We start from the raw sequence: 21402 nt of genomic DNA on the forward strand, positions 1-21402 counted from the left end.
CTTACGGTTCGTTATCGGTTTTTTGCGGGAACCAGCGCATCACACCGCCTGCGAGCGGCGTCCATGCTCCCACGCGCACACCAATGGCCTCCAGCATGTCGCCGGTCCATGTGTTGCAGGTATTGATGATAGTATAGCGGCCCGTCGCTTCGTAAAATATATCATCATCACCATAACCGGGAATGGGCGTAGGCTGACCGCCATCCGCATTAAATAAGAATTTATCCTCAATAAGCTCAGCAAGTTGCTGATATTGCTGTTCTGTTATAGTCAAGGCGCGTGAGTATCGCCCTTCCTGTACATGGGTGAGGTGATAGACATGGACAAGCGTTTCATCGCTGCCAAGAATGACATTGGCAAGTGTCGGTGCCTTGATATCGTCCCAGCTTTGCGTTTCCAGATAGAATTGGCGGTGTCCCCAACTGAAAGAAAGATAGTCGCCTGTCAGTGACGGATCGCGCAGATGGCTGGCACTGACCATCGCCGACCAGTCATGCCCAGCTGCGCGCTTTGGCAGCACGAGTGCGGTGTGCACACCATTTGTTTCGACAAAAATCTGTACGCCTGTCCCGGGCTCACGCCAGTTTGCGTTCACGCCGATCAAGCTACCGGCAAGGGCGGCCATGAAATACAGGCCCGTGATAAGCGCAAGGCAAGCGAATACGCGTAATGCATATTTCAGGTAGCGGGGTCTTACAGGCCGCGTTTGCGCATCCACAATATGCTCCAATCCCCGCTGATAATGCGTTTCATCAGGCGCATGCCTTGCCATCTGTACGCGCTGAGCACTGCAGGAGCCTGCTCGGTCAGGAGGCCCGCCAGCACGAGATTACCGCGTGGCACGATAGAGCGGCATATGTCCGCAGACATGTCGATAAGGGGCCCCGCCAGTATATTGGCAGCGATGATATCATAGGGTGCGCGTTCAAGCAGCGCAGGGTGCATCATACCGTCCGCGGTCACCATATGCAGCTGTCCGCGCCTTTGCCCCAATACGGTACCATTAACCCGCGCATTTTCGTGCACCACATCTTCGCAAACGGCATCAATATCGCTCGCGGTCAATCTGGCCTGTGGCCATAAATGCCCTGCTGCAAAGGCGAGCAACCCCGTACCCGTACCAAGATCAAGCATATTGTCGCAGCGGATGCCGCGCCGCCGCATAATATCCAGCATGGCAAGGCATCCATGCGTGGTTTCATGGTGCCCCGTACCAAAGGCGAGACCTGCGTCAATGCAGAAATTGCGTATGGCAGGGTCATTGGAAGCGGGCATATGCGGCGTGTGTACATGAAAACGGCCTGCGTGGATGGGCTCTAACCCTTCCTGACTCATGCTGAGCCAATCTTCGTTGCCCAGTTTCTCAAGACTTGGCTTGGCCATGTCAGCGCTTGGCACATATTGCCGTAAAACGCGGATGTCTGATGCTGTTGGTTTGGTGTTGTAATAGGCGTGCATTTCCCAGTCATCGGGCTGCTGTTCGTCTATCTCGCTCGTGACAATAACGGGTATGTTATCCATGCCCGCATCGTCCGTAAAATCTACCAGAGCCAACGCTTCCGCTTCGGTACGGGTGCAGGGCAGGGTGAGCTTATAGCTCATTTTTTGGCCTCTGTTTCGCGCAAGAGTCTGGCATCCAGTTTCTTGCGCGCTGTTTTTGCGTATTTTTCACACGCCTGCGGATCAACCAGTGCGGCATTGCCAGCGATACGGTTATACAGGTCACTGGCCGAAGGATGCGGGGTGATGAGAATGTCGCAATCAAATGCTGCGACCCTCTTCAGACTGTTCGAAAATGAAGCGATATAGTCTGGGTGATCTGAAAAGCGGTAGCTATCGCCCGATACCGCAGTAAGACTATCAGCATAAACGATCGCATGACATTTTTCATCTTCGCACGACTGCCATGTCCAGCTTGTGCTGCCCGGCGCGTGACCAAAAGTGGCCTGGGCCGTCAGACTCAACGGCCCCAACTGTACTTTCCCGCCGTCTTCAATAACCTGGACATCAGATACGGCCTCAAACTCGGGGTGTACCGCAGCCTGCGGATCCTCATCTGTAATCCTACCGCTTTCAAGTGCGGTCTTGGCTGCCTGTAGGGCTACAACCTTTGCATCCGTCATTTTCTGCAACGTAGGCAGTCCGCCAATATGGTCCCAATGCTCATGACTCAGGAGGATATAACGTATATCTCCAAGTTTGAATCCAAGCCGTTCTATATTTGAGGCAATTGCTGGTGCCGCTTGCTTGGTGGCGGCATCAATCAGTATATGGCCATCATCCGATGTTATCAGCAGGGCGACAATACCACAGCTGCCGACTTGATAGACATTTGCTGTAATATTGATGGGAGGAGCAGGGTCGCTCCATCCATTCTTACCGTCACATTGTGTAAGGAATTCAGAAATTGATGCGGGTTTTACCACCATAGTTGGCGCTGAAGCCGACATGCAGCCCGTCAGAGCAAAAACAGGGGCAACAATATGGAGTAGCTTAACGGACATAGCTTGCTCCATTGGCGTCCAGCACAGCACCCGTCATGGATGGCGGTGCATCAATTGCGCAAAATTTGGCCATCTCCGCGATTTCCGCGGGCTGAGCGACGCGGCCCAGAGGAATGTCAGCGAGCAATTTTCTACCTCCGCGGCTTTCCAGATAATCATCCGCCATGCCGGTCATTGTAAAACCCGGGCAGATTGCAAATGCATATATCGCGTCACCCGCATAAGCACGGGCAATGGTTTTGGTCATGGCGACCATGCCGCCTTTGGATGCTGCATAATGCCAGTGCGCCGGGCTGTCACCGCGATAGGCGGCGCGGCTGGCAATATTGACGATCCGGCCTTCCTGATTCTTCTCCTGGAAATGCAGGACGGCATGACGGCACAATTGGGCGCAGGATGTGAGGTTGATTGACATTGTTTCATCCCATGCCGCCAGCCACTCGGCATCCCCGCTATCGACCGGGTTCTCTTCAAAAATGCCGGCATTGTTGATGATGACATCAATCCGGCCATTCAGCGCCTCAAGCGCTACATCCCATAGCTCGGATGCCGAACGATAATCGGATAGGTCCTTGCCTATTTGACCAGCTGCTGCACGGGTGCCGTGGCCTATTACATTGTGCCCCGCGTTGTGCAGCACAGATTTTATCGCTTGGCCAATGCCGCGGCTGCTGCCGGTGACCAATATGTTACGTGGGGAATTTTCCATATGCCAAGGCATAATATGTCCGCTGCGCTGCGTCCACAAAACTCGGCATTGCGAACAAAATACTCTAGCGGTGGAATAGTCAAGCAAGATACCGCTGTGAATCTTGCCCATTTGAGCCGTATAATTCGCGTTAATCGCCTTTGGTTGTTTGCATGGGTGGAACATTGCGCTAAACGCATGTGCGGAATCACTGGTTGGTACGGTGCGTACAAATGGCGCGTTGTGAATCACTGCGGTGGACGATATACCGATTTGCTTGCGAAGCAGGTTACAGACATGAAACAGGGGACCGGCATGGCCAACACATCAAAACAGGCAAATTCGCGGCCATTATCGCCACATCTTTCAATCTGGAAATGGGGACCCGCAATGCTGGTGTCGATTCTGCACCGTGTTACCGGCGACGGCATGGCAATTGTGGGCGGTATTGTCCTTGTCTGGTGGTTATACGCCATTTCCGCCGGCCCTGATGCCTATGCGACGTTCGTGAATTGCGCGACATCCATCCCCGGTTATATTGTGCTTGTGGGGCTTAGCTGGGCATTTTTTCAGCATATGCTGTCAGGTCTGCGCCATTTTGTGCTTGATACAGGCGCTGGATATGAGCTTGATACGAACAATCGCTGGTCGGCATTCCTGCCGGTGCTCGGTATCCTGCTGACGGGTGCTTTCTGGGCGATCATGCTGGTCGGCCGGGTATAAAAACAGCGATTAACCTTTCTGGAGTAGCATAATGGGAACAGGTACGAATTTGGGGCGTGTGCGGGGATTGGGTTCCGCGGGGCATGGCTCGCATCACTGGATAATGCAGCGTGTGACCGCTGTCGGTAACCTTATTCTGGTCCTATGGTTTCTCATCACACTCGCGATGATGCCTTCCTATGACTATGACACCATGGTGGCTTGGCTGTCATCACCATTGGCTGCGGTGCCGATGATCTTGCTGCTGATATCGGTTTTCTGGCATCTGCGCATGGGCTTGCAGGTACTTATGGAAGATTACGTCCATGACGCAGGTCTCAAATTTGGCCTGACATTATTGCTTAATTTCTACGCAATTGGCGGGGCTGCGCTTGGCATTTTCGCCGTTGCCAAAATCGCCTTTTCAGGAGCTGCTGCATAATGACAGAGAATAACACACAGCCAGCCTATAAAATTGTTGACCACACATATGATACGATTGTGGTTGGCGCCGGCGGTTCCGGCTTGCGCGCCACAATGGGCAGCGCAGAGGCGGGCCTGAAAACGGCATGTATTACCAAGGTTTTCCCAACGCGTTCACATACTGTTGCGGCGCAAGGCGGTATTGCAGCATCGCTGGGCAATAACACGCCTGACCACTGGACCTGGCATATGTATGACACGGTCAAGGGGTCTGATTGGCTAGGGGATCAGGACGCGATTGAATATCTGGTGCGTGAAGCGCCACAGGCGGTTTATGAGCTTGAACATGCCGGTGTTCCATTCTCCCGCAATGATGATGGCACCATCTATCAGCGGCCCTTTGGCGGGCATATGCAGAATATGGGTGAGGGACCGCCGGTACAGCGTACCTGCGCCGCTGCCGATCGCACCGGCCATGCCATGCTGCACGCACTGTACCAACAGTCGCTCAAATATGATGCTGATTTCTTTATCGAATATTTTGCCATCGACCTGATTATGGAAGACGGCGAATGTCGCGGTGTAATCGCGATTTGCCTTGAAGATGGTTCTATCCACCGTTTCCGCAGCCATGCTGTTGTGCTGGCAACAGGTGGTTACGGACGCTGCTTTTTCTCGGCGACTTCCGCACATAGCTGTACCGGGGATGGCGGCGGCATGGTGCTGCGCGCCGGACTACCGCTGCAGGACATGGAGTTTGTGCAGTTCCACCCCACCGGTATTTATGGCGCAGGTGTACTGATTACCGAAGGCGCACGCGGCGAAGGCGGTTACCTGACCAATAGTGAAGGCGAGCGCTTTATGGAGCGCTATGCGCCAAGTGCCAAGGATCTGGCATCGCGCGACGTGGTGTCACGCTGCATGGCGACTGAAATCCGCGAAGGACGCGGCGTGGGCGCGGAAAAAGACCATATCTATCTGCACCTTGATCATATTGATCCGAATGTACTGGCCGAAAGGCTGCCAGGTATCACCGAAACGGGCAAGATTTTCGCTGGCGTCGACCTTACCAAAAAAGCGCTGCCCGTTGTGCCGACTGTGCACTATAATATGGGCGGCATCCCGTGCAATTATCATGGCGAAGTCATTAACCCGACCAAGGATGATCCGGACTCAGTTGTACCTGGGCTTTATGCCGTGGGTGAGGCGGCCTGTGTGTCGGTACATGGCGCCAACCGCCTGGGCTCCAACTCGCTGATCGATCTGGTGGTATTTGGCCGTGCCACTGGCCTGCGGCTTAAGGACAAGCTGAAACCCGGTACATCGCACAAGCCATTGCCCAAGGATTCGGTAGATATGGCTTTGGGCCGCCTTGACCATTTCCGCCATGCTAGCGGCGGTTCGCCGACTGCGGAGGTACGCATGGACATGCAGAAAACAATGCAGAAACATTGCGCGGTATTCCGTGATACCGAGACGCTGGCAGAAGGCACCAAGCTGGTGGCCAAGGTCAATGAACGTATGAATGACATTGACGTTACTGACCGTTCGCTGATTTGGAATACAGACCTCATTGAGACGCTGGAGCTGGACAATCTCATGGCGCAGGCCGTGGTCACGATTGAGAGCGCAAATAACCGCAAGGAAAGCCGCGGAGCACATATGCATGAGGATCATCCCGACCGCGATGACGCAAACTGGATGAAACACACCGTCACGACATTTGATGGTTGGGGCGGTCCTGACAGCGCGCGTGGTAGCGGCAAAACCGAAATTGCCTATCGCCCGGTGCATGAGTATACGCTCAGTGATGAAGCGGAATATATCAAGCCGAAGAAGCGGGTATATTGATACTGCCGTGATACGCTTTGGGCTGCTAGCTGGTATCGCTTTGTTATCGGCATGCACGCCTCAACGTATTGGCACACCACCGCCGAAACTGAGTTTTAACGGCTTCTATACGCAGCATGTTGATGCTGGCGGGATTCCTATTGTTTCTTCAGCCCATGTTTCTGCCGAAACGCTTTTGCGGGCACGTGATATCATAATAGATATGCTGGCGCATCGCCCGGATATTGCGCTTGCATTGATACGCGCAGATTACCGCGTAGCGATCATGGCGGAGCGTGAAGCGATTACCGACCTGCCGCAAAATGCGCACTGGACCCGGCCCGCACGTGGCGACCCGCGGCTGACCCGGTGTGAACGCAAGCATTATGATGCGCGCGTTGGTGCGTTTTCTGACCGGGAATACTGGAATGCCCGTGCACGCGGCATTGGCGGAAAATTTACGGTGGGCGCGGAGGAAGATGTGCTGGGCAGGCGATCAAGCCGTTATTGGGGTGAGACAATATTTGTGCATGAGTTTGCGCACAATGTGCTGGACGCGATCCGTATGGCGGACCCGGCACTCTATTCAGAAGTTGAAGCCGCTTATGCGGCGGCTTTGGCTGATGGACTGTGGAAAGACGAATATGCCAGCACGACAGTACAGGAATATTGGGCCGAGGGTTCACAATTCTGGTTCAATTCCAATCGCCTTGCCGTGTTCGAAGGACAGCGGATACTGAGTCATGATGACGTGAGTGCCTATGACCCGCGTCTCGCCGCCGTGCTGCATCAGGCCTATGGTGACCGGCACAGACTTCAGTCTGATCCTTTTTATATGCATTCCGCCCGTGTTCCACCCGGACCGATTCCGCGCAATACAGCCGAATTGTGCTGACTAACCGCCAGAACAATCTGATGTTGGTAATAAGGGCGTTAAAACGTTCCGCTTACATCCACCCTAAAGACCTGACCGAAGCCGCGCTCACGCGTTTCGATAAAATCGACTTCGCCAGTACGGCGGCCTTTATAGACTGTGCGAGAGAAATCCTCGCCTGTTTCTGTCAAGTTCTCCATTGTCGCCCGGACTTTCAGGCCAGCCACGTCCTTGTGCTCGACAAAGACATAGGAACCGCCATTGTCGAAGGTGAACTGTGACACCTGGTTCAGGCGGAATCCCGGCTCTTGCTCAAACATGTTGAAACCACCACCATAAGCCCAGTTGGAACTCATGATATCATGCCGAAAATCGACCTCCACATTATATTTCAGGTTTTCGGAAACCGGTATCCGTTCGCCGGTTAGTGGATCATCCAGCCGTGCCTTGCGATAGCGGCCGTCAAACTCTATCTGTGCACCCTGCCAGCCGACAGGATCGAATTTTACGGTGCCGTTCGCCCGGATGCCAAAGACGCGCGTTCCATCAATATTGCCCGGGGCTTCGCCGGTTTCTCCAATCGGTATCTGGCCAATAATATCCTCAATGAGCCGGTAGTCACCCGAAAGCGTTACAGAACCCCATGGACCGAGCGTTTTTGTTGCCTCAAGTTCTATGTCCCAGCTCTGCTGCGGGACAAGTTCGGGGTTGCCGGCATTCTGATTGCCTGACCCGATATCGGATGATGCCACGAAGCTGAAAAAATTGAGCTGCCCGACACTGCGTTCAATCCGTGCATTTACATCAAGTGTTTCGTTTGCTTTCCAGGCTGCGGACATGAATCCTTTTGGCCGTATGAAACTGCGCGTCAAGCCGGTGGGACCGCTTTGGGATATCTGTGAATATTCTGCGCCCACAGATGTCTGCAGCGTTAGATTGGATGCCAGTGGACGGCTCCAGGTGAGGTTGCTTTCGGCTCGTTTTTCCTCAACTTCCGAATTGCCATTGGGCAAGGCGACAGGGTCATAATCACCATTACCGTTTAAGGTGGACAATTGCGTACCGGTATCAAGCTTGTTCAGAGCGCCCTCGAGCGACACCTGCCATTCATTGCTGCCGCCCTGCCAACGATATTCACCGCGCGCGATCGTTTCGGTTTCATTGACAAACCGGTTCTGGCGGACACCATTGCTGTCAGAACCATCATCAAAACTTGTCAGTACGTCAAAAAAGAAAGGACTGTCTTCATAACGATGAAGTCCGATCAGCTTTAGCTTCCCACCGACAAGCGCGAATTCATAATCACCGCCAATTTCATAATTATATTCTTTTTCGGTTTCGAAATAATCACGGAAACTGTCAGTGCGGTCGCTATCCTCGCGCACTTCGAACCAGAATCGTTCATAGGCGAGGTTGAGATTGGCGATATTGCCATTGTCCGCTTCCCGTTTGAATGTAGCGCTGATCTTGGGACGGTCTCCATCGACGAATAGCACTTCATCGCGCACATCAATAAGTGCGCCAGAGCCATCAAAAACATTTTCGATGCCATCATTGCCGTTTCTGAAGGATTCATTTTGAAGCGATAATGTATAGTCGGTTTTCCCCAGTTTTCCGGAATAGGATATTTCCCCATCCAGGAAGGAAGGTTTGGTTTTGCGAGTCCGGAATGAAGGGCTCCAGCGGAATTGGCCGCTGCCGCCGCTGCTCGTATATATGAGATTGACGACCTGGCCGGACAGCCCCGGAATATCGAGTGAAGCTGCATCGAGCAATTCTATGCGGGTTACACTGTCCGAACCTATACGGCCGAGTGCGGTGCGGGTATCAGTCGATTTGGATGAGAAACGATCTCCGTTCAAAAGGACATTGGACCCGCCCTGTCCCAATCCCCTGCGCTGCTCGGCTTCTTCAATTGTGAAGCCAGGAACGCGACGAACCATATCCAGAGCGGTTTGCGGTGCAAAGCGCGCAAAATACTCTGGAGTATATATTCCCGCTGAACTGTCTGTGGTTGCTGCATCTGTGGTGGCAATGTCCGGGCCTGCTGCCTGATCCTGTGCCTCGCCGGCTTCCGGCAGTTCTGTTTCGGCGCTATTTTGTGCCAATATTGGTGTGGATACCGTTCCAGTGATCAATGCAGTAAAGCATATCAAGTGTGTATAGCTCATCCAATGTCCTCCTCGGGCCAACACTATTTTGCATTGTGCCTCTTATATTTTGGATGCCCCCGATATGTGCATGAACTCATGTCTCATTTTTCACGATGTTACAAAGTTCCATCGACCAAGGGTAACTTGGCGTCGACAAAAAACTACAACCATAGATGCAACTGCGATGAGCGGAGACATTTCATCGGGGAGCCGATTATACGCACAGGATAGAATCAGTTCAGACAGCATTCAGGCACACGGTGACAGATGAAGCGTTCTTTATGAACGATGAGTTGACTATCGGAGGGAAAATTATGGCTAAAGAGCGTAGTCCTGGATTTAAGCTGGGCCTGACAATTATAATTGGTGCGCTGCTGATCATACCGTTACTCATGGTATATGGTTTGGTTTGGGACAGACAAAGCCAGTCCAATACCGCCACCAGCAGTGTGGCGGCTGGCTGGGGTGGTCCGCAGGTGCTGTCCGGTCCCGTGATGGTTATCCCCTATCGCGAACAATCCGTCGAAACCGTAACTGAAAATGGCAAGGAAAAAACACGCGCCATTATTGTTACAAAGGAACTGTATCTTTCCCCGGTGCGCAATTCTGCGGATATTGTAATCGACGCGACAGAAAAGCGTAAGTCAATCTATCGGCCTGTCGTTTACACCGCAAAGCTGGACGGTAAGGCGCAGTTTGCTGTTCCGGATGATTTGGATCGTTATGGAATTGACGCAGATAGCCTAGACTACAGCAAGGCAGAGCTGCGCATAGGTGTATCTGATGCGCGCGGACTGCAAGCACAAAACAGTGTCACAGTCGACGGGGAGGCTGTTGCGTTGCGCTCTGGCAAGGGTTTGCTTGCAAGCAATAACTCGGGCTTTCATGCATTTGTTGACTGGTCACAAAAAGCAGGTGCACCAATTGATGTGAGTTATATATATAGCATGCGCGGTAATGGCAGGATCTCCCTCGTACCGCGTGCGGAGCAGACGCTATGGAATATCAGCTCGAAATGGCCGCATCCCGGTTTTGGGGGAGATTTTCTGCCTGATGACAGCAATGTGTCCGATGAAGGTTTTTCAGCAAGCTATTCCATAGCGAATCTTGCGCTTGGTCAGTCGATTGTTCAGACAGAAGACCTGTCACCACCGCAGCAATATGCAGCTAGTGACTATATTTCCTATCCGGAAACGCGGGCAGCAAATCCGGGTATAAGTCAGGCGGTGCAGATAAACTTGATCCAGCCAGTAAACCTTTACAACCAGGTGGACCGGGCGCTTAAATATGGTTTTCTGTTTATCGGTTTCACGTTTGTGTCGTTCCTGATGTTTGACATTATTGGCGGCGCGCGTGTTGCGGCGGCGGAATATATTCTGACCGGGGCAGGATTGATCCTGTTCTTTGTACTGTTGCTGGCCTTTGCCGAATTGATCGGTTTTGCCTGGGCTTATCTGGTGGCAGCTGCGGCGATTATCGGGCTTGTTTCCGCATATAGCGCGTCGATTTTGGGAAGTTGGCGCCGGGCCGGATTTATCGCGGCATTGCTGGCGGGTCTTTACGCCTTGCTATATGTCCTGCTGAATCTGGAGGAACTGGCGCTGATTATCGGTTCAGTCCTTCTGTTCTTCGCATTGGCTGCGATCATGTATGTCACGCGTAATGTCGACTGGAGCGGTATTGGCCGCAAGGAAGAAGAGGAGGCTGCGGTAAAAACGCAGGCCTGATGAAACGCGCAACGAAATTCCCCATCATCTGATATCGGGTGATGGGGTTTTTTAGCGGTAGCGTAAGTTTTCGCGGGTGAGTTTTCCAACATGGGATGCTCCCATCAGTTTCATATCACGGACAATTTCTGCCTCGAAGTTGGAAAGGCTGCGTTCTACGCCTGCTTGCCCGCCCGCTGCGAGCGCGTAAAGATATAACCGCCCGCCCGAACACGCCTTGGCACCCACACTCAGCGCTTTGAGCACATGGCTGCCGCGTTGGATACCGCCGTCACATATGACGTCGAGACGGTCACCCACCGCATCGACAATCTCTGCGAGCTGGTCAAAGGGCGCACGGCCACCGTCAAGCTGCCGCCCGCCATGGTTGCTGACCATGATTGCGGTGGCTCCGATATCGGCGGCGCGGCGGGCATCTTCGACCGACATGATACCCTTCAGGCAAAACTCACCGCCCCAGTCATCCCGGATCGCTTCTGCCATTTTCCAGTCCATCGACTGGTCGAGCATGGTGTTGAAATAGTCCGCAACCGACACGGCCACATTGCTCCCTTCCGCCACATGCGTGTCGAGATTGGGCAGCGAAAACTTTTCCCGGCACAGGTAATTAAGTGTCCAGCGTGGATGCGCGGCAAAGCTGAGCGCAGAAGACGGTGTCAGCCGCGGCGGCGAGGTAAAGCCCGTGCGCAGGCAGCGTTCGCGGTTGCCACCGACAATCGTGTCAACGGTGAGCGCAATGGCATCGAACTTCGCCGCCTTGCAGCGTTCGATCATAGACCGGTTCAGACTTTTGTCTTTATGCACATAAAGCTGGAACATTTTCGGACTGCTGATCGCTGCACCGATTTCCTCTATGCTGACAGTCGCCAGCGAGGATATGCCAAACCATGTCCCGAATTTTTCCGCCGCACGTGCCACACCGCGTTCGCCCTGCCAGTGGAACAGGCGCTGCAATGCGGTGGGTGAGAGGAAAAGCGGCATGGCGATTTCCCGGCCCATGACGGTGGTGTGCATGTCGATATCCTGGACGCCTGCCAGCACATTCGGCACCAGGTCACAGCTTTCATAGGCGGCGGTATTGCGCGCCTTGGTGACTTCGTCGTCGGCGGCGCCATCAATATAATGGAAAACAGGTCCCGGCAGCCGCCCCTGCGCGAGCCGCCGGAAATCGCTTACATTATGGCAGTCATTCAGCCGCACGCCAGATGGCGGCTTACAGCCGGTTGGTCTGGAACGTGTTGCACTGTGACGGATCACGCGTCTGTAAACCCTTGCGCAGCCAGGTCATGCGTTGCTGGCTGGTGCCATGGGTAAAGCTTTCAGGCACGGGCCGACGTCCGGCGGATTTCATGATCGTGTCATCGCCAATTGCATTGGCGGCGCGCATACCTTCTTCCAGGTCACCCGGTTCGATACGATTGGCATTGAGGCCAGCCCATACACCGGCATAGCAGTCTGCCTGCAGCTCCATACGTACCTGCAGCGCATTGCCATCTGCCTTGCTGGAACGGGCCTGCATCTGGCGGACCTGGTCTGCCGTACCTTCCAGTTTCTGGATATGGTGGCCAACTTCATGCGCAATCACATAGGAACGCGCAAAATCTCCGCCTGCACCCGTGCGGCGCTCAAGATCATTGAAGAAACTGGTGTCGATATAAATGCCTTCGTCAGCCGGACAGTAAAACGGTCCCATGGCGGATTGTGCTGCGCCACATCCTGAGCGGTTGCGATCGGTAAAGAAGCTCAGCGTCGGTGTGCGGTAGCGCGCGCCATTCTGCTGAAACAGCCGTTCCCAGGTGTTGTCGAGCGATGATAATGTATCACACACTTCCTTGCGCATGGGATCCAGCGTGCAGACTTCATCGGCATTGCTGCTGCCCGCGGTTGCGGTTTGTTCACCCGAAGAGCCGCCCAGAAAACCCAGGCCGCCATTGCTGTACATGAAAAACGCGCCCGCTGCCGCGATCAGCAATACAGTGCCGCAGCCCAGCTTGCGTCCGAGCAGCAGCGGCAGGAAGTTAAGCAGCATGGCAAGTCCGCCGCCGCCTCCGCCACCAAACCCGCCTTTGCCGCGACCCAGGTCACGAACCTTAATATCCTTGTCATAATCGTCTAAGCGCATTTTTCATCCCCGCCAAATCTGTAATTTCCCCATGGATAGCAAAAAATAGTTGGGTTGGAACCGTTTAATTTTTGGTGCATCATCCCCACCAATGAAAGAACCGCGCAATGGGCGTAGGAAAGCGTGAAGGAGTAACAGCTTTTGAAAGAGCCTGTATTACCGCTCCCCGATGATGTCGCGCTGGTGTTGCAGGGCGGCGGCGCATTAGGATCATTTCAGGCCGGGGCGTATGAGGCGTTGCGAGAAAAAGCCATTGACGTAAACTGGATAGCGGGCATTTCCATCGGTGCGGTCAATGCGGCACTGATTGCGGGAAATCCTCCCGAAAAACGCCTTTCGGCACTCAGGGACTTCTGGAATCTGGTGACAGGGGGGCTTCCTGATATTACCATTTTCCCAAGCGACATGATGAAACAATGGGCGCATTTCATGTCGGCCGGGGCAGTCGCCAGCACGGGTGCACCCGGTTTTTTCCGCCCGCATATGCTGCCTGCGGCGTTTGCGCCGCCGGGTAGCAATGAGGCGATCAGTTTTTACGATACATCACCGCTCCGAAAAACGCTGGACGAGATGGTGGATTGGGACCTGCTCAATAATGGTCCTATCCGCGTGAGTATTGGCGCGGTTGACGTGGAAACGGGAAATTTCGCCTATTTCGATACGCAGGCCAAAGATGGCCGGACGGAAATAGATGCACGGCACATCATGGCATCGGGCGCGCTGCCGCCCGGTTTCCCGCCGGTAGAAATTGACGGGCGGCATTACTGGGATGGCGGACTGGTGAGCAACACACCGCTTGCCTATGTGCTGGAACATCAGGAACGTCGCGACATGCTGGTGTTTCAGATTGACCTGTTTCCGGCACGCGGGACGATGCCCAGATCAATCAACGATGTGTGGAGCCGTGAAAAGGATATCCGTTATTCCAGCAGGACGCGGCAGGTCACGGACCAGTATCTGAGATTACGCAAGGAACATGACGTTATCCGAAGGTTGCTTAAAAAGCTGCCCGCAAAAATGCGTGATGATAAGGATGCACAAAGATTACAGGATATTGTTGAGGAAGGTGCGGTTAGTATTGTCCAGTTGATTTATAAATTACAGGACTGGGAAAGCGGCGCACGCGATTTCGAATTTTCACGCAGCACCATGCGCGATCATTGGCAACAAGGGCAGGACGCCGTCGCCGCAACTATCCGTAAGGGTGATATTTTGGCACGCAATATCCGCGATGGCAAAACCGCATCATTCGATCTGGGCGATTGAGATAGTAAACGAACAAGGAGACACACATATGTTCCTCAAAGGTAAAACAGCGCTTATCACTGGCTCCACTTCAGGTATCGGGCTCGCTTATGCCAAAGCATTGGCGGGGGAGGGCGCGAATATTGTTATCAACGGTTTTGGCGATGCTGATGCGATTGAGGCTGAGTGCAAGGCTCTGGAAGGACTGAGTGGAGCGAAAGCGCAATATAGCGGCGCGGACCTGACCAAGCCTGACCAGATTGAGGCGATGATGCAGGAAGCTGCCAGTGAGTTTGGCGGCATTGATATTCTTATCAACAATGCGGGTACGCAGCACGTCGAGGCGGTCGAAACGTTTCCGGTGGAAAAATGGGACTTGATTATCGCGCTCAACCTGACTGCTTCGTTTCACACGACGCGGCTTGCCGTGCCCTATATGAAAAAACAGGGTTGGGGGCGGATCATCGCCACGGCTTCGGCGCATTCGCAAGTCGCCAGCCCGAATAAAAGCGCCTATGTGTCGGCGAAATTCGCGCTGGCCGGTTTTGCCAAGACCATTGCACTGGAAACCGCTAAAGATGGTATTACCGTGAATTGTATCAGCCCCGGCTATGTGTGGACGCCTTTGGTGGAAAACCAGATCCCTGATACGATGAAAGCGCGCGGTATGACGCGGGAAGAAGTGATGAACGATGTGCTGCTGTCAGCGCAGCCCACCAAGGAGTTTGTCACGCCTGAACAAGTGGCGGCATTTGCGTTGTATCTGTGCCGTGATGAGGCCAGATCCATTACCGGCGCCAATATCTCCATGGATGGAGGATGGACGGCGCAGTGATTTGCGGTTAGCTTCCGCCCATAAGCAACAAGGGAGCTCGAGGATATCATGAAAGCCATTCGTCATTTTGCGGCATTGGCCGCGCTACCATTATTGTTCGCATCGCCTGTCCAGGCGAATGAACTGCGCGAAAGTATTTCGGCGGATATGGATTCGTTGATGGAGCTTTACCGTGACTTGCATGCCAATCCCGAACTGAGCTTTCAGGAGTTTCGCACAGCGGCAAAGCTGGCGGCTGAAGCGCGGCAACTGGGCTTTACCGTCACCGAAAAAGTCGGACAGACAGGCGTTGTCGCAGTGATGGAAAATGGCCCCGGGCCTGTCGTCATGCTGCGCGCCGATATGGATGGTTTACCGGTGGTAGAGCAGACCGGGCTGCCCTACGCGTCAAAGGTGGTGACCAAGACGCGCAAAGGGATTGAAACAGGTGTAATGCACGCCTGCGGCCATGATACGCATATGACTGGCTGGGTCGGCACCGCGCGGCAGTTGGCGGCGCGAAAGGATGAGTGGTCGGGCACTTTGGTGATGATATTGCAGCCTGCTGAGGAACTGGGTTCAGGTGCGAAAGCAATGCTTGATGACGGGCTGTACACGCGTTTCCCGAAACCTGACTATGTGCTGGGTTTTCACGATGCGGCGCAATATCCAGCGGGCCATGTCGCCTATAGCCCAGGCTTTGCGCTGGCCAATGTTGATAGTGTGAATATCACCGTCCACGGTATTGGCGGACATGGGGCCTATCCGCATACCACAAAGGACCCGGTTGTTCTGGCCGCGCGGATTGTGACGAGCCTGCAAACCATTGTGAGCCGTGAGGTAAATCCGCAGGAACCGGCCGTGATCACCGTGGGCAGTTTCCGCGCCGGGGCCAAGCATAATATCATATCCGACAAGGCAGAGTTACTACTAACAGTGCGCAGCTATAGCGACGAAACACGCAAGATACTGCTCGACGGAATCAAACGCATCACCAAAGGCGAAGCGATCGCGGCGGGGATGCCGGAAGACAAGATGCCTGAGATTGAAATGGACGATACCTTTACGCCGTCCACCTATAACGATCCTGATTTTGCAGAGGATTTGGGCGGGTTGTTTACCACGCTTTTCGGAGGTGACCGGGTCAAGGTTGCACCGCCAGTCATGGGCGGCGAAGATTTCAGTCAGTACCGTCGCGCGGACCCCGAAAATATCAAAAGCCTGATCTTCTGGGTCGGCGGGGTGCCAATGGCGGATTATGAAAAAGCGCAGAAAGGCGAGATGAAGCTGCCATCACTGCACAGTCCGTTCTGGGCGCCGGAGGCTGACAAGGTTGTGGCCACAGCAGCCGAAGCCATGACTGCAGCCACGCTAAAAATCATGGCGAAAAAATAGCATTTACGAACAGTACGGTTAATCGATACTGAGAATAATTTTCAATAAGACTTATCGATTTTTCCGATTATGTAATATCAGAAAATCAGATGGCAGGGACGCTGCGTTCTGCCTAGTTTAAACCTATTCATTTGGAATCACTTTATACTGAAGGGAACGTTGTTATGGAACTCAAGGGATCACAGACAGAACAGAGCCTGAAAGACGCATTTGCGGGCGAAAGCCAGGCCAATCGCCGTTACCTCTATTTCGCGCAGAAGGCTGATATTGAAGGTTATAACGATGTGGCGGCTGTGTTCCGTTCAACAGCGGAAGGCGAAACCGGTCATGCGCACGGTCATCTCGAATTTCTGGAAGAAGTGGGCGACCCAGCTACAGGCGAACCAATCGGTTCGACCGAGGACAACTTGAAATCAGCCATCGCTGGTGAAACGCACGAATATACCGACATGTATCCAGGTATGGCGAAAACGGCGCGTGATGAAGGTTTTGATGAAATTGCGGAATGGTTTGAGACGTTGGCCAAGGCGGAAAAAAGCCATGCCGGCAAATTCCAGAAAACACTCGACAGCATGAAAGAAGACGCCTGATCTTCTTTCAGCTACAGCCGGGACTGGTTTAAGTACCTGCCAGTCCCGGTTCCTTATCTCGTAGCGTTTGCCCGGGTCATAGGCCGTAATTTTTCACGAAAGGCTTTCTCACATGAAAGAAGGCAGTCTTGACGCCCCCATGCGTCACCCGATCGCGTGGCAGGACGAGGCATATTATGATGAAGAGGCATTGGACGCGGAGCTTCGCCGGGTGTTTGACATCTGCCATGGCTGCCGCCGCTGTTTCAACCTGTGTGGTAGTTTCCCCAAGCTGTTCGACCTGATTGACGAAAGCCCGAATGAGGAAGTCGAAGACCTCACCGTCAGCGATCTCAAGGCCGTGGTTGACGACTGCACTCTGTGCGACATGTGTTTCATGGTGAAATGCCCCTATGTGCCGCCGCATGAGTTCGACCTTGATTTCCCGCACCTGATGCTGCGTTACCGCGCTGTAGAGCATCGCAAGGGTCAGACCCGCTTTGCTGACAAACAGCTTGCCAAGACTGACCGCAACGGCAAGATCGGGGCTGTGCTGTCCGGTGCAGCAAACTGGGCGACAAAGGTAGATAATGGCCTGACCCGTCCGCTGATGGAAAGTACCGTGGGTGTGGACCGCCGCGCACATCTGCCCGAATTTTCGGAAACTCCGCTCAGCCACCAGTCACCGCGCATTCCCGCGCCTAATCCTGACGGTCCGGCGTTTGGCAAGCGGGTCATTCTCTACGCTACCTGCTATGGCAATTTCAATGACCAGACCATGGGCGAAGCTACCATGAAAGTGCTTGCGCATAACGGTGTTGAAGTGCGGATCGAACATCCTGAATGCTGCGCGATGCCGAAACTGGAAAATGGTGACCTGCCGTCCGTTGCTAGTGCTGCGACACGCATAGCCGCTTTTTTCGTGCCATTGGTGGAGGAGGGCTATGGCATTGTCCCGCTCACCACATCTTGCGCGCTGATGCTGAAATTTGAATGGCCGTTGATTGAGCCTGAAAACGTGGATGTGAAAAAGTTGTCGGCCGCCACTTACGACCTGTCGGAGTATATTGTCGGCCTGTCCAAAGAACGTGGTCTGACACCGATTGACGCGATGGACGCCAATATTGGTGTCCATTTCGCCTGCCATGCCCGCGCGCAGAATATGGGGCCGAAAGCGATGGAAATGTTGAAGCTGATCCCCGAAGCTAAGCCAATGCTAACCGAGCGTTGCTCTGGCCATGGCGGCAAGTGGGGTATTTTCAAGGATAATTTCGACACTGCCGTTAAGGTGGGCCGCCCCGCCGCGAGGGCGTTAATGAAAAACAAGCCTGATTATGTTGTGAGCGAATGTCCGCTCGCCGGCCCGCATTTGCAGCAGGTGATGGAACTTGGCGGCAATGCAGACACACCGGAACGTATCGGCCACCCGATTGAAGTAATGGCGAAAGCCTATGGGCTTTAGGCCCGATCTTCAAAATAGAATATCAAGATAAAATATTGGAGTATCCATGCCGCGCGACCAACGCACGATAACCGCCAGCGATATTATGTCGCTTGAAGATTACGAAACTATCCGCAGGGACAAGCGTCAAGAAAGCTTGCTGCGCAAAAAATATACACGGCTTGCCGTTGGACCCCATGCGGCTGTGACATTTGAAACATGGGACAGCATGTGGCTGCAGGTGCAGGAGATGCTGCGCATTGAAAAAGGCGGAGAGCAGCAGCTTGCCGATGAGCTGGAGGCCTATAATCCCATGATTCCGAGCGGGTCGGAGCTGACCGTGACATTGATGTTCGAAATTCCCGATGCGGAAAAGCGGGATGCGTTCCTGCGTACCATGGGAGGTGTCGAAAAACAGATATTCATCAATATTGACGGTGATATGGTTGCTGCCGAACCTGAACAGGATGTCGATCGCACCAGCGCGTCAGGCAAGGCAAGCGCGGTACAGTTCCTGCATTTCCCGATGACAGCCCAGCAGATCGCCAAATGGAAAAATGGGGAGGGGCAGATTATGTTTCAGATTACCCATCCCAATTACGGACATGCCGCGATAATCAGTAATGAGATGCGCGATGTTCTGGGTAGGGAATGTCTATAAAACAGACCCTGTACGGCTTTAATAACGGATGGTTTCCGTTGGTTTGATAGCAGTTTCCAGCTCTGCCTTCGGCACATATTTTGCGGCGGGCCGGGCAAGAGGTTTCGCTGTGTCCTGTTCCGGCAGTGTTCTGACAATCCTTGGCGCGGGGCCAGCGGTTAAAGCTTGTCCCTCAATTGCCTGCGATGGCTGGGGATCTTCCTGATCCCTGCTAACTACAATATCACCAAAATCCTCGTCTTCTGCCGCGCCTTTGGTGTCAAACATTGGCAGGCCAGTATCCGTGGGTTCACCAAAACTGTCATCAAACTCTTCGGCTTCCTGCGATACCGCTGCGTAATTTTCGGCCACAGCCATATCGTTTCCTGCAGGTTGCTGTTCTAGCTGTGTGTTGGCAGGTTGTTGTTCGGCGGCATTTTCAGCGGACGGAGTTGTAGCTGGCATGAAGCCATCAATGAACAATGCCACAACAAGGGCAATTGCCAGCACACCCAATGCGAATATTTTATACATGCGCCGCTCCGGTCAGACCGTATGGAATAATCAGGGCAGGCGATAGCGCGATAGGGTTAATAATCACTTACGCGCATGGGCCATACACGCGAATATCAGGCGGATATTTACAAAAAACCCGGCAAAAAGCAGAAATTTCTTGAGCATTTGTAAATTTATTGACAAGCCTTTTATATGAGCAATGAAAAACTGTTTGCAGGTCCCGCCCTGCGCCGCCTGCGGCGTAATCATGGGCATACCCAGGCCAAAATGGCCGAGTTGCTGGATATTTCGCCAAGTTATCTCAACCTTCTTGAGCGTAACCAGAGGGCGCTCAGTGCGCGGCTGATGCTCGCGCTGGCGGAAAGGTTCGACCTTGATCCACGCAGCCTCACCGCGGAGGAACCGGGCGGCGGCATGGATGCCTTGCGCCGCAGGCTGTCGGATCCATTATTTTCCGAACTGCAGGTCGATAAATCGGAACTTGAGGAATGGATGATGGCTGCGCCCAACACCGTGGAGGCTTTTGCCAAGCTGTTTGATCGCGGTGTGTCAGCAATTGAGCAGGGACAGGGGGCGGCCGCAAGCCCGGTCACGCTGGTTCGTCGAGAGATTGAGCGTTGGCGCAACCATTTTGCTGATCTGGACAGCCGGACCGAAGAACTGGCGGATGAGCTGCGTCTGCAAAATGCTGACCTTTATGCTGCCATATCGGAACGGCTGCGCAGCCGGCATCAGTTAATGATCCGTATATTGCCAGGATCGGTCATGCCTGACAAACTACGCCGTTTTGACCTGCATGCGCGGCAACTACAACTGTCAGAAATGCTGGACCCTGCATCACGCACATTTCAGGCGGCTTATCTGCTGGGACAGCTGGAATTCAGCGATATGGTGTCTGATCTGGTGCGCGGGGCACAGTTTGGCAATCGCGCTGCAGAGCGTTTTTTACAGCGCCACTTGCTGGGCTATTTTGCCGCCGCACTGATGATGCCCTATGGCCGTTTTCTGCGCGCATGCGAACAGACTGGCTATGACATTCACATATTGCAGCGCCGCTTTGGTGCCGGTTTTGAACAAGTTGCGCACCGGCTAACCACGTTGCAACGCGTGGGCGCGCGAGGCCTGCCATTTTTCATGGTACGGGTCGACCGGGCTGGGCAATTTTCCAAACGCTATGCCGGAGCAAGCAATGCTCCACTTGTCGAAAGTGCCAGCACGTGCCCGCTATGGCATGTGAACCACAGTTTTGCTGCGCCAAGTAAGATACAGGCACAGCTGGTGGAGCTTGAAGACCAGTCACGCTGGCTCACCATCTCACGCACAGTGCAGGGGACCGGCTATGGCGCGGGCGGTGCGGCCCCTGAATTTTCTATAGGCCTCGGTGTCGCAGCGGAACATGCAGGGCAAATGATATATGCGAGATCACTGGATATGGAACATACGGATGCGGTAGCCATCGGCCTTGGCTGTGCCGCGTGCAAGCGCAGCGACTGTGCACAGCGTTCCGTGCCACCCCAGGGCCGCACATTGAAATTCGACGATCGTGAAAGGGGCATTACCCCCTTTGATTTCGTCCCGGATTAGCCATCTTTCGGTAATTAAATATTAACCCTTTACTGTAAAAATAACCGACAGTTTCCCATGGTTCTCCATGTGAGGGTGTTGGGTAGCTATTTGATGTAAGGTCTTGAACAAAAATCTTGTTTATTCCTCACATTGCTCGGTTTTGTATTTGGACCTGTTGTACTGGGAAAGATAA

At 53.7% G+C, this 21402-nt stretch carries 20 protein-coding genes; 12 read left to right on the forward strand and 8 right to left on the reverse strand.

Features of this window, described 5'->3' with window-relative positions; all coding sequences use genetic code 11:
* Position 1 precedes the first annotated feature (1 nt).
* The 4 genes from G6Q15_RS07290 to G6Q15_RS07305 all read right to left on the reverse strand — a co-directional run bounded on the left by G6Q15_RS07290 (position 2) and on the right by G6Q15_RS07305 (position 3213).
* Positions 2 to 625, reverse strand: a complete 624-nt coding sequence (locus G6Q15_RS07290; RefSeq protein ID WP_205518115.1) for a TIGR02117 family protein — start codon at positions 623 to 625, stop codon at positions 2 to 4.
* A gap of 68 nt (positions 626 to 693) precedes the next feature.
* Positions 694 to 1602 carry a 50S ribosomal protein L11 methyltransferase gene (locus tag G6Q15_RS07295; RefSeq protein ID WP_164117239.1) on the reverse strand — a complete coding sequence of 303 codons (909 nt, stop codon included), beginning with the start codon at positions 1600 to 1602 and terminating at the stop codon, positions 694 to 696.
* The gene (gene bla / locus G6Q15_RS07300; RefSeq protein ID WP_240330798.1) at positions 1599 to 2429 is read right to left on the reverse strand and encodes a subclass B3 metallo-beta-lactamase; all 831 of its coding nucleotides are present in this window, start codon (positions 2427 to 2429) and stop codon (positions 1599 to 1601) included. The genes G6Q15_RS07295 and bla overlap by 4 nt, the downstream gene beginning before the upstream one ends.
* Positions 2430 to 2493: 64 nt before the next feature.
* Positions 2494 to 3213 (reverse strand): SDR family oxidoreductase, encoded by a 720-nt coding sequence (locus tag G6Q15_RS07305; protein WP_164117241.1) that lies wholly within the window; start codon positions 3211 to 3213, stop codon positions 2494 to 2496.
* Between the two features lie 294 nt (positions 3214 to 3507).
* Here G6Q15_RS07305 and sdhC point away from each other — a divergent pair, with 294 nt between their 5' ends.
* The 4 genes from sdhC to G6Q15_RS07325 are packed head-to-tail and all read left to right on the forward strand — an operon-like array spanning position 3508 to position 7042.
* Positions 3508 to 3915 (forward strand): succinate dehydrogenase, cytochrome b556 subunit, encoded by a 408-nt coding sequence (sdhC, locus tag G6Q15_RS07310; protein ID WP_164117244.1) that lies wholly within the window; start codon positions 3508 to 3510, stop codon positions 3913 to 3915.
* A 31-nt stretch (positions 3916 to 3946) separates the two neighbouring features.
* On the forward strand, positions 3947 to 4336 hold the full coding sequence (gene sdhD / locus G6Q15_RS07315; RefSeq protein ID WP_164117245.1) for a succinate dehydrogenase, hydrophobic membrane anchor protein: 390 nt from the start codon (positions 3947 to 3949) through the stop codon (positions 4334 to 4336).
* Complete coding sequence (sdhA, locus tag G6Q15_RS07320) at positions 4336 to 6168, forward strand: succinate dehydrogenase flavoprotein subunit (protein ID WP_164117247.1); 1833 nt, start codon at positions 4336 to 4338, stop codon at positions 6166 to 6168. Before sdhD ends, sdhA begins: the two co-directional genes overlap by 1 nt.
* Complete coding sequence (locus tag G6Q15_RS07325) at positions 6128 to 7042, forward strand: glycoside hydrolase (protein ID WP_240330799.1); 915 nt, start codon at positions 6128 to 6130, stop codon at positions 7040 to 7042. The genes sdhA and G6Q15_RS07325 overlap by 41 nt, the downstream gene beginning before the upstream one ends.
* Before the next feature lie 38 nt (positions 7043 to 7080).
* Here the strand turns inward: G6Q15_RS07325 and G6Q15_RS07330 are convergent, their stop codons facing one another.
* Positions 7081 to 9192 carry a TonB-dependent receptor gene (locus G6Q15_RS07330; RefSeq protein ID WP_164117249.1) on the reverse strand — a complete coding sequence of 704 codons (2112 nt, stop codon included), beginning with the start codon at positions 9190 to 9192 and terminating at the stop codon, positions 7081 to 7083.
* Between the two features lie 296 nt (positions 9193 to 9488).
* On the opposite strand from G6Q15_RS07330, the gene creD reads away from it, so the two are divergent.
* Positions 9489 to 10901, forward strand: coding sequence for a cell envelope integrity protein CreD (gene creD / locus G6Q15_RS07335; protein ID WP_164117251.1), 1413 nt, complete (start codon positions 9489 to 9491; stop codon positions 10899 to 10901).
* 51 nt (positions 10902 to 10952) lie between these two features.
* Here the strand turns inward: creD and G6Q15_RS07340 are convergent, their stop codons facing one another.
* Together G6Q15_RS07340 and G6Q15_RS07345 are read right to left on the reverse strand one after the other, a co-directional pair.
* Positions 10953 to 12101: an alpha-hydroxy acid oxidase gene (locus G6Q15_RS07340; protein WP_164117337.1), complete on the reverse strand. Its 1149-nt coding sequence runs from the start codon at positions 12099 to 12101 to the stop codon at positions 10953 to 10955.
* A gap of 13 nt (positions 12102 to 12114) precedes the next feature.
* Complete coding sequence (locus G6Q15_RS07345) at positions 12115 to 13023, reverse strand: neutral zinc metallopeptidase (protein ID WP_164117253.1); 909 nt, start codon at positions 13021 to 13023, stop codon at positions 12115 to 12117.
* A gap of 141 nt (positions 13024 to 13164) precedes the next feature.
* Between G6Q15_RS07345 and G6Q15_RS07350 the strand changes: the two genes are divergently transcribed.
* The 6 genes from G6Q15_RS07350 (at position 13165) to G6Q15_RS07375 (ending at position 19148) form a co-directional block, all read left to right on the forward strand.
* Positions 13165 to 14289, forward strand: a complete 1125-nt coding sequence (locus G6Q15_RS07350; RefSeq protein ID WP_164117255.1) for a patatin-like phospholipase family protein — start codon at positions 13165 to 13167, stop codon at positions 14287 to 14289.
* Between the two features lie 28 nt (positions 14290 to 14317).
* Positions 14318 to 15103, forward strand: coding sequence for a 3-hydroxybutyrate dehydrogenase (locus G6Q15_RS07355; protein WP_164117257.1), 786 nt, complete (start codon positions 14318 to 14320; stop codon positions 15101 to 15103).
* Positions 15104 to 15151: 48 nt separating this feature from the next.
* Positions 15152 to 16477: an amidohydrolase gene (locus G6Q15_RS07360; protein WP_164117259.1), complete on the forward strand. Its 1326-nt coding sequence runs from the start codon at positions 15152 to 15154 to the stop codon at positions 16475 to 16477.
* 164 nt (positions 16478 to 16641) lie between these two features.
* Positions 16642 to 17067 (forward strand): rubrerythrin family protein, encoded by a 426-nt coding sequence (locus G6Q15_RS07365; protein ID WP_164117260.1) that lies wholly within the window; start codon positions 16642 to 16644, stop codon positions 17065 to 17067.
* A 112-nt stretch (positions 17068 to 17179) separates the two neighbouring features.
* Positions 17180 to 18508: a heterodisulfide reductase-related iron-sulfur binding cluster gene (locus tag G6Q15_RS07370; RefSeq protein WP_164117262.1), complete on the forward strand. Its 1329-nt coding sequence runs from the start codon at positions 17180 to 17182 to the stop codon at positions 18506 to 18508.
* A gap of 46 nt (positions 18509 to 18554) precedes the next feature.
* The gene (locus G6Q15_RS07375) at positions 18555 to 19148 is read left to right on the forward strand and encodes a DUF3501 family protein (protein ID WP_164117264.1); all 594 of its coding nucleotides are present in this window, start codon (positions 18555 to 18557) and stop codon (positions 19146 to 19148) included.
* Positions 19149 to 19166: 18 nt separating this feature from the next.
* Here G6Q15_RS07375 and G6Q15_RS07380 read toward each other — a convergent pair whose 3' ends face one another.
* On the reverse strand, positions 19167 to 19661 hold the full coding sequence (locus G6Q15_RS07380) for a hypothetical protein (protein WP_164117266.1): 495 nt from the start codon (positions 19659 to 19661) through the stop codon (positions 19167 to 19169).
* A gap of 174 nt (positions 19662 to 19835) precedes the next feature.
* Here G6Q15_RS07380 and G6Q15_RS07385 point away from each other — a divergent pair, with 174 nt between their 5' ends.
* Entirely contained in the window at positions 19836 to 21227 is a 1392-nt protein-coding gene (locus G6Q15_RS07385; protein ID WP_164117268.1) for a helix-turn-helix transcriptional regulator, read from the forward strand.
* The last annotated feature ends 175 nt before the right edge of the window (positions 21228 to 21402 follow it).

The sequence above is a fragment of the Sphingorhabdus sp. Alg239-R122 genome (genome assembly GCF_900537065.1).
Taxonomy (GTDB): Bacteria; Pseudomonadota; Alphaproteobacteria; order Sphingomonadales; family Sphingomonadaceae; genus Alg239-R122.

What these genes read in the sequence shown, in the direction of transcription:
- G6Q15_RS07290 (WP_205518115.1), bottom strand. Translation starts at nt 625, where the DNA reads ATGGCCGCCCTTGCCGGTAGCTTGATCGGCGTGAACGCAAACTGGCGT.
- G6Q15_RS07295 (WP_164117239.1), bottom strand. Translation starts at nt 1,602, where the DNA reads ATGAGCTATAAGCTCACCCTGCCCTGCACCCGTACCGAAGCGGAAGCG.
- bla (WP_240330798.1), bottom strand. Translation starts at nt 2,429, where the DNA reads ATGGTGGTAAAACCCGCATCAATTTCTGAATTCCTTACACAATGTGAC.
- G6Q15_RS07305 (WP_164117241.1), bottom strand. Translation starts at nt 3,213, where the DNA reads ATGGAAAATTCCCCACGTAACATATTGGTCACCGGCAGCAGCCGCGGC.
- sdhC (WP_164117244.1), top strand. Translation starts at nt 3,508, where the DNA reads ATGGCCAACACATCAAAACAGGCAAATTCGCGGCCATTATCGCCACAT.
- sdhD (WP_164117245.1), top strand. Translation starts at nt 3,947, where the DNA reads ATGGGAACAGGTACGAATTTGGGGCGTGTGCGGGGATTGGGTTCCGCG.
- sdhA (WP_164117247.1), top strand. Translation starts at nt 4,336, where the DNA reads ATGACAGAGAATAACACACAGCCAGCCTATAAAATTGTTGACCACACA.
- G6Q15_RS07325 (WP_240330799.1), top strand. Translation starts at nt 6,128, where the DNA reads ATGAAGCGGAATATATCAAGCCGAAGAAGCGGGTATATTGATACTGCC.
- G6Q15_RS07330 (WP_164117249.1), bottom strand. Translation starts at nt 9,192, where the DNA reads ATGAGCTATACACACTTGATATGCTTTACTGCATTGATCACTGGAACG.
- creD (WP_164117251.1), top strand. Translation starts at nt 9,489, where the DNA reads ATGGCTAAAGAGCGTAGTCCTGGATTTAAGCTGGGCCTGACAATTATA.
- G6Q15_RS07345 (WP_164117253.1), bottom strand. Translation starts at nt 13,023, where the DNA reads ATGCGCTTAGACGATTATGACAAGGATATTAAGGTTCGTGACCTGGGT.
- G6Q15_RS07355 (WP_164117257.1), top strand. Translation starts at nt 14,318, where the DNA reads ATGTTCCTCAAAGGTAAAACAGCGCTTATCACTGGCTCCACTTCAGGT.
- G6Q15_RS07360 (WP_164117259.1), top strand. Translation starts at nt 15,152, where the DNA reads ATGAAAGCCATTCGTCATTTTGCGGCATTGGCCGCGCTACCATTATTG.
- G6Q15_RS07365 (WP_164117260.1), top strand. Translation starts at nt 16,642, where the DNA reads ATGGAACTCAAGGGATCACAGACAGAACAGAGCCTGAAAGACGCATTT.
- G6Q15_RS07370 (WP_164117262.1), top strand. Translation starts at nt 17,180, where the DNA reads ATGAAAGAAGGCAGTCTTGACGCCCCCATGCGTCACCCGATCGCGTGG.
- G6Q15_RS07375 (WP_164117264.1), top strand. Translation starts at nt 18,555, where the DNA reads ATGCCGCGCGACCAACGCACGATAACCGCCAGCGATATTATGTCGCTT.
- G6Q15_RS07380 (WP_164117266.1), bottom strand. Translation starts at nt 19,661, where the DNA reads ATGTATAAAATATTCGCATTGGGTGTGCTGGCAATTGCCCTTGTTGTG.
- G6Q15_RS07385 (WP_164117268.1), top strand. Translation starts at nt 19,836, where the DNA reads ATGAGCAATGAAAAACTGTTTGCAGGTCCCGCCCTGCGCCGCCTGCGG.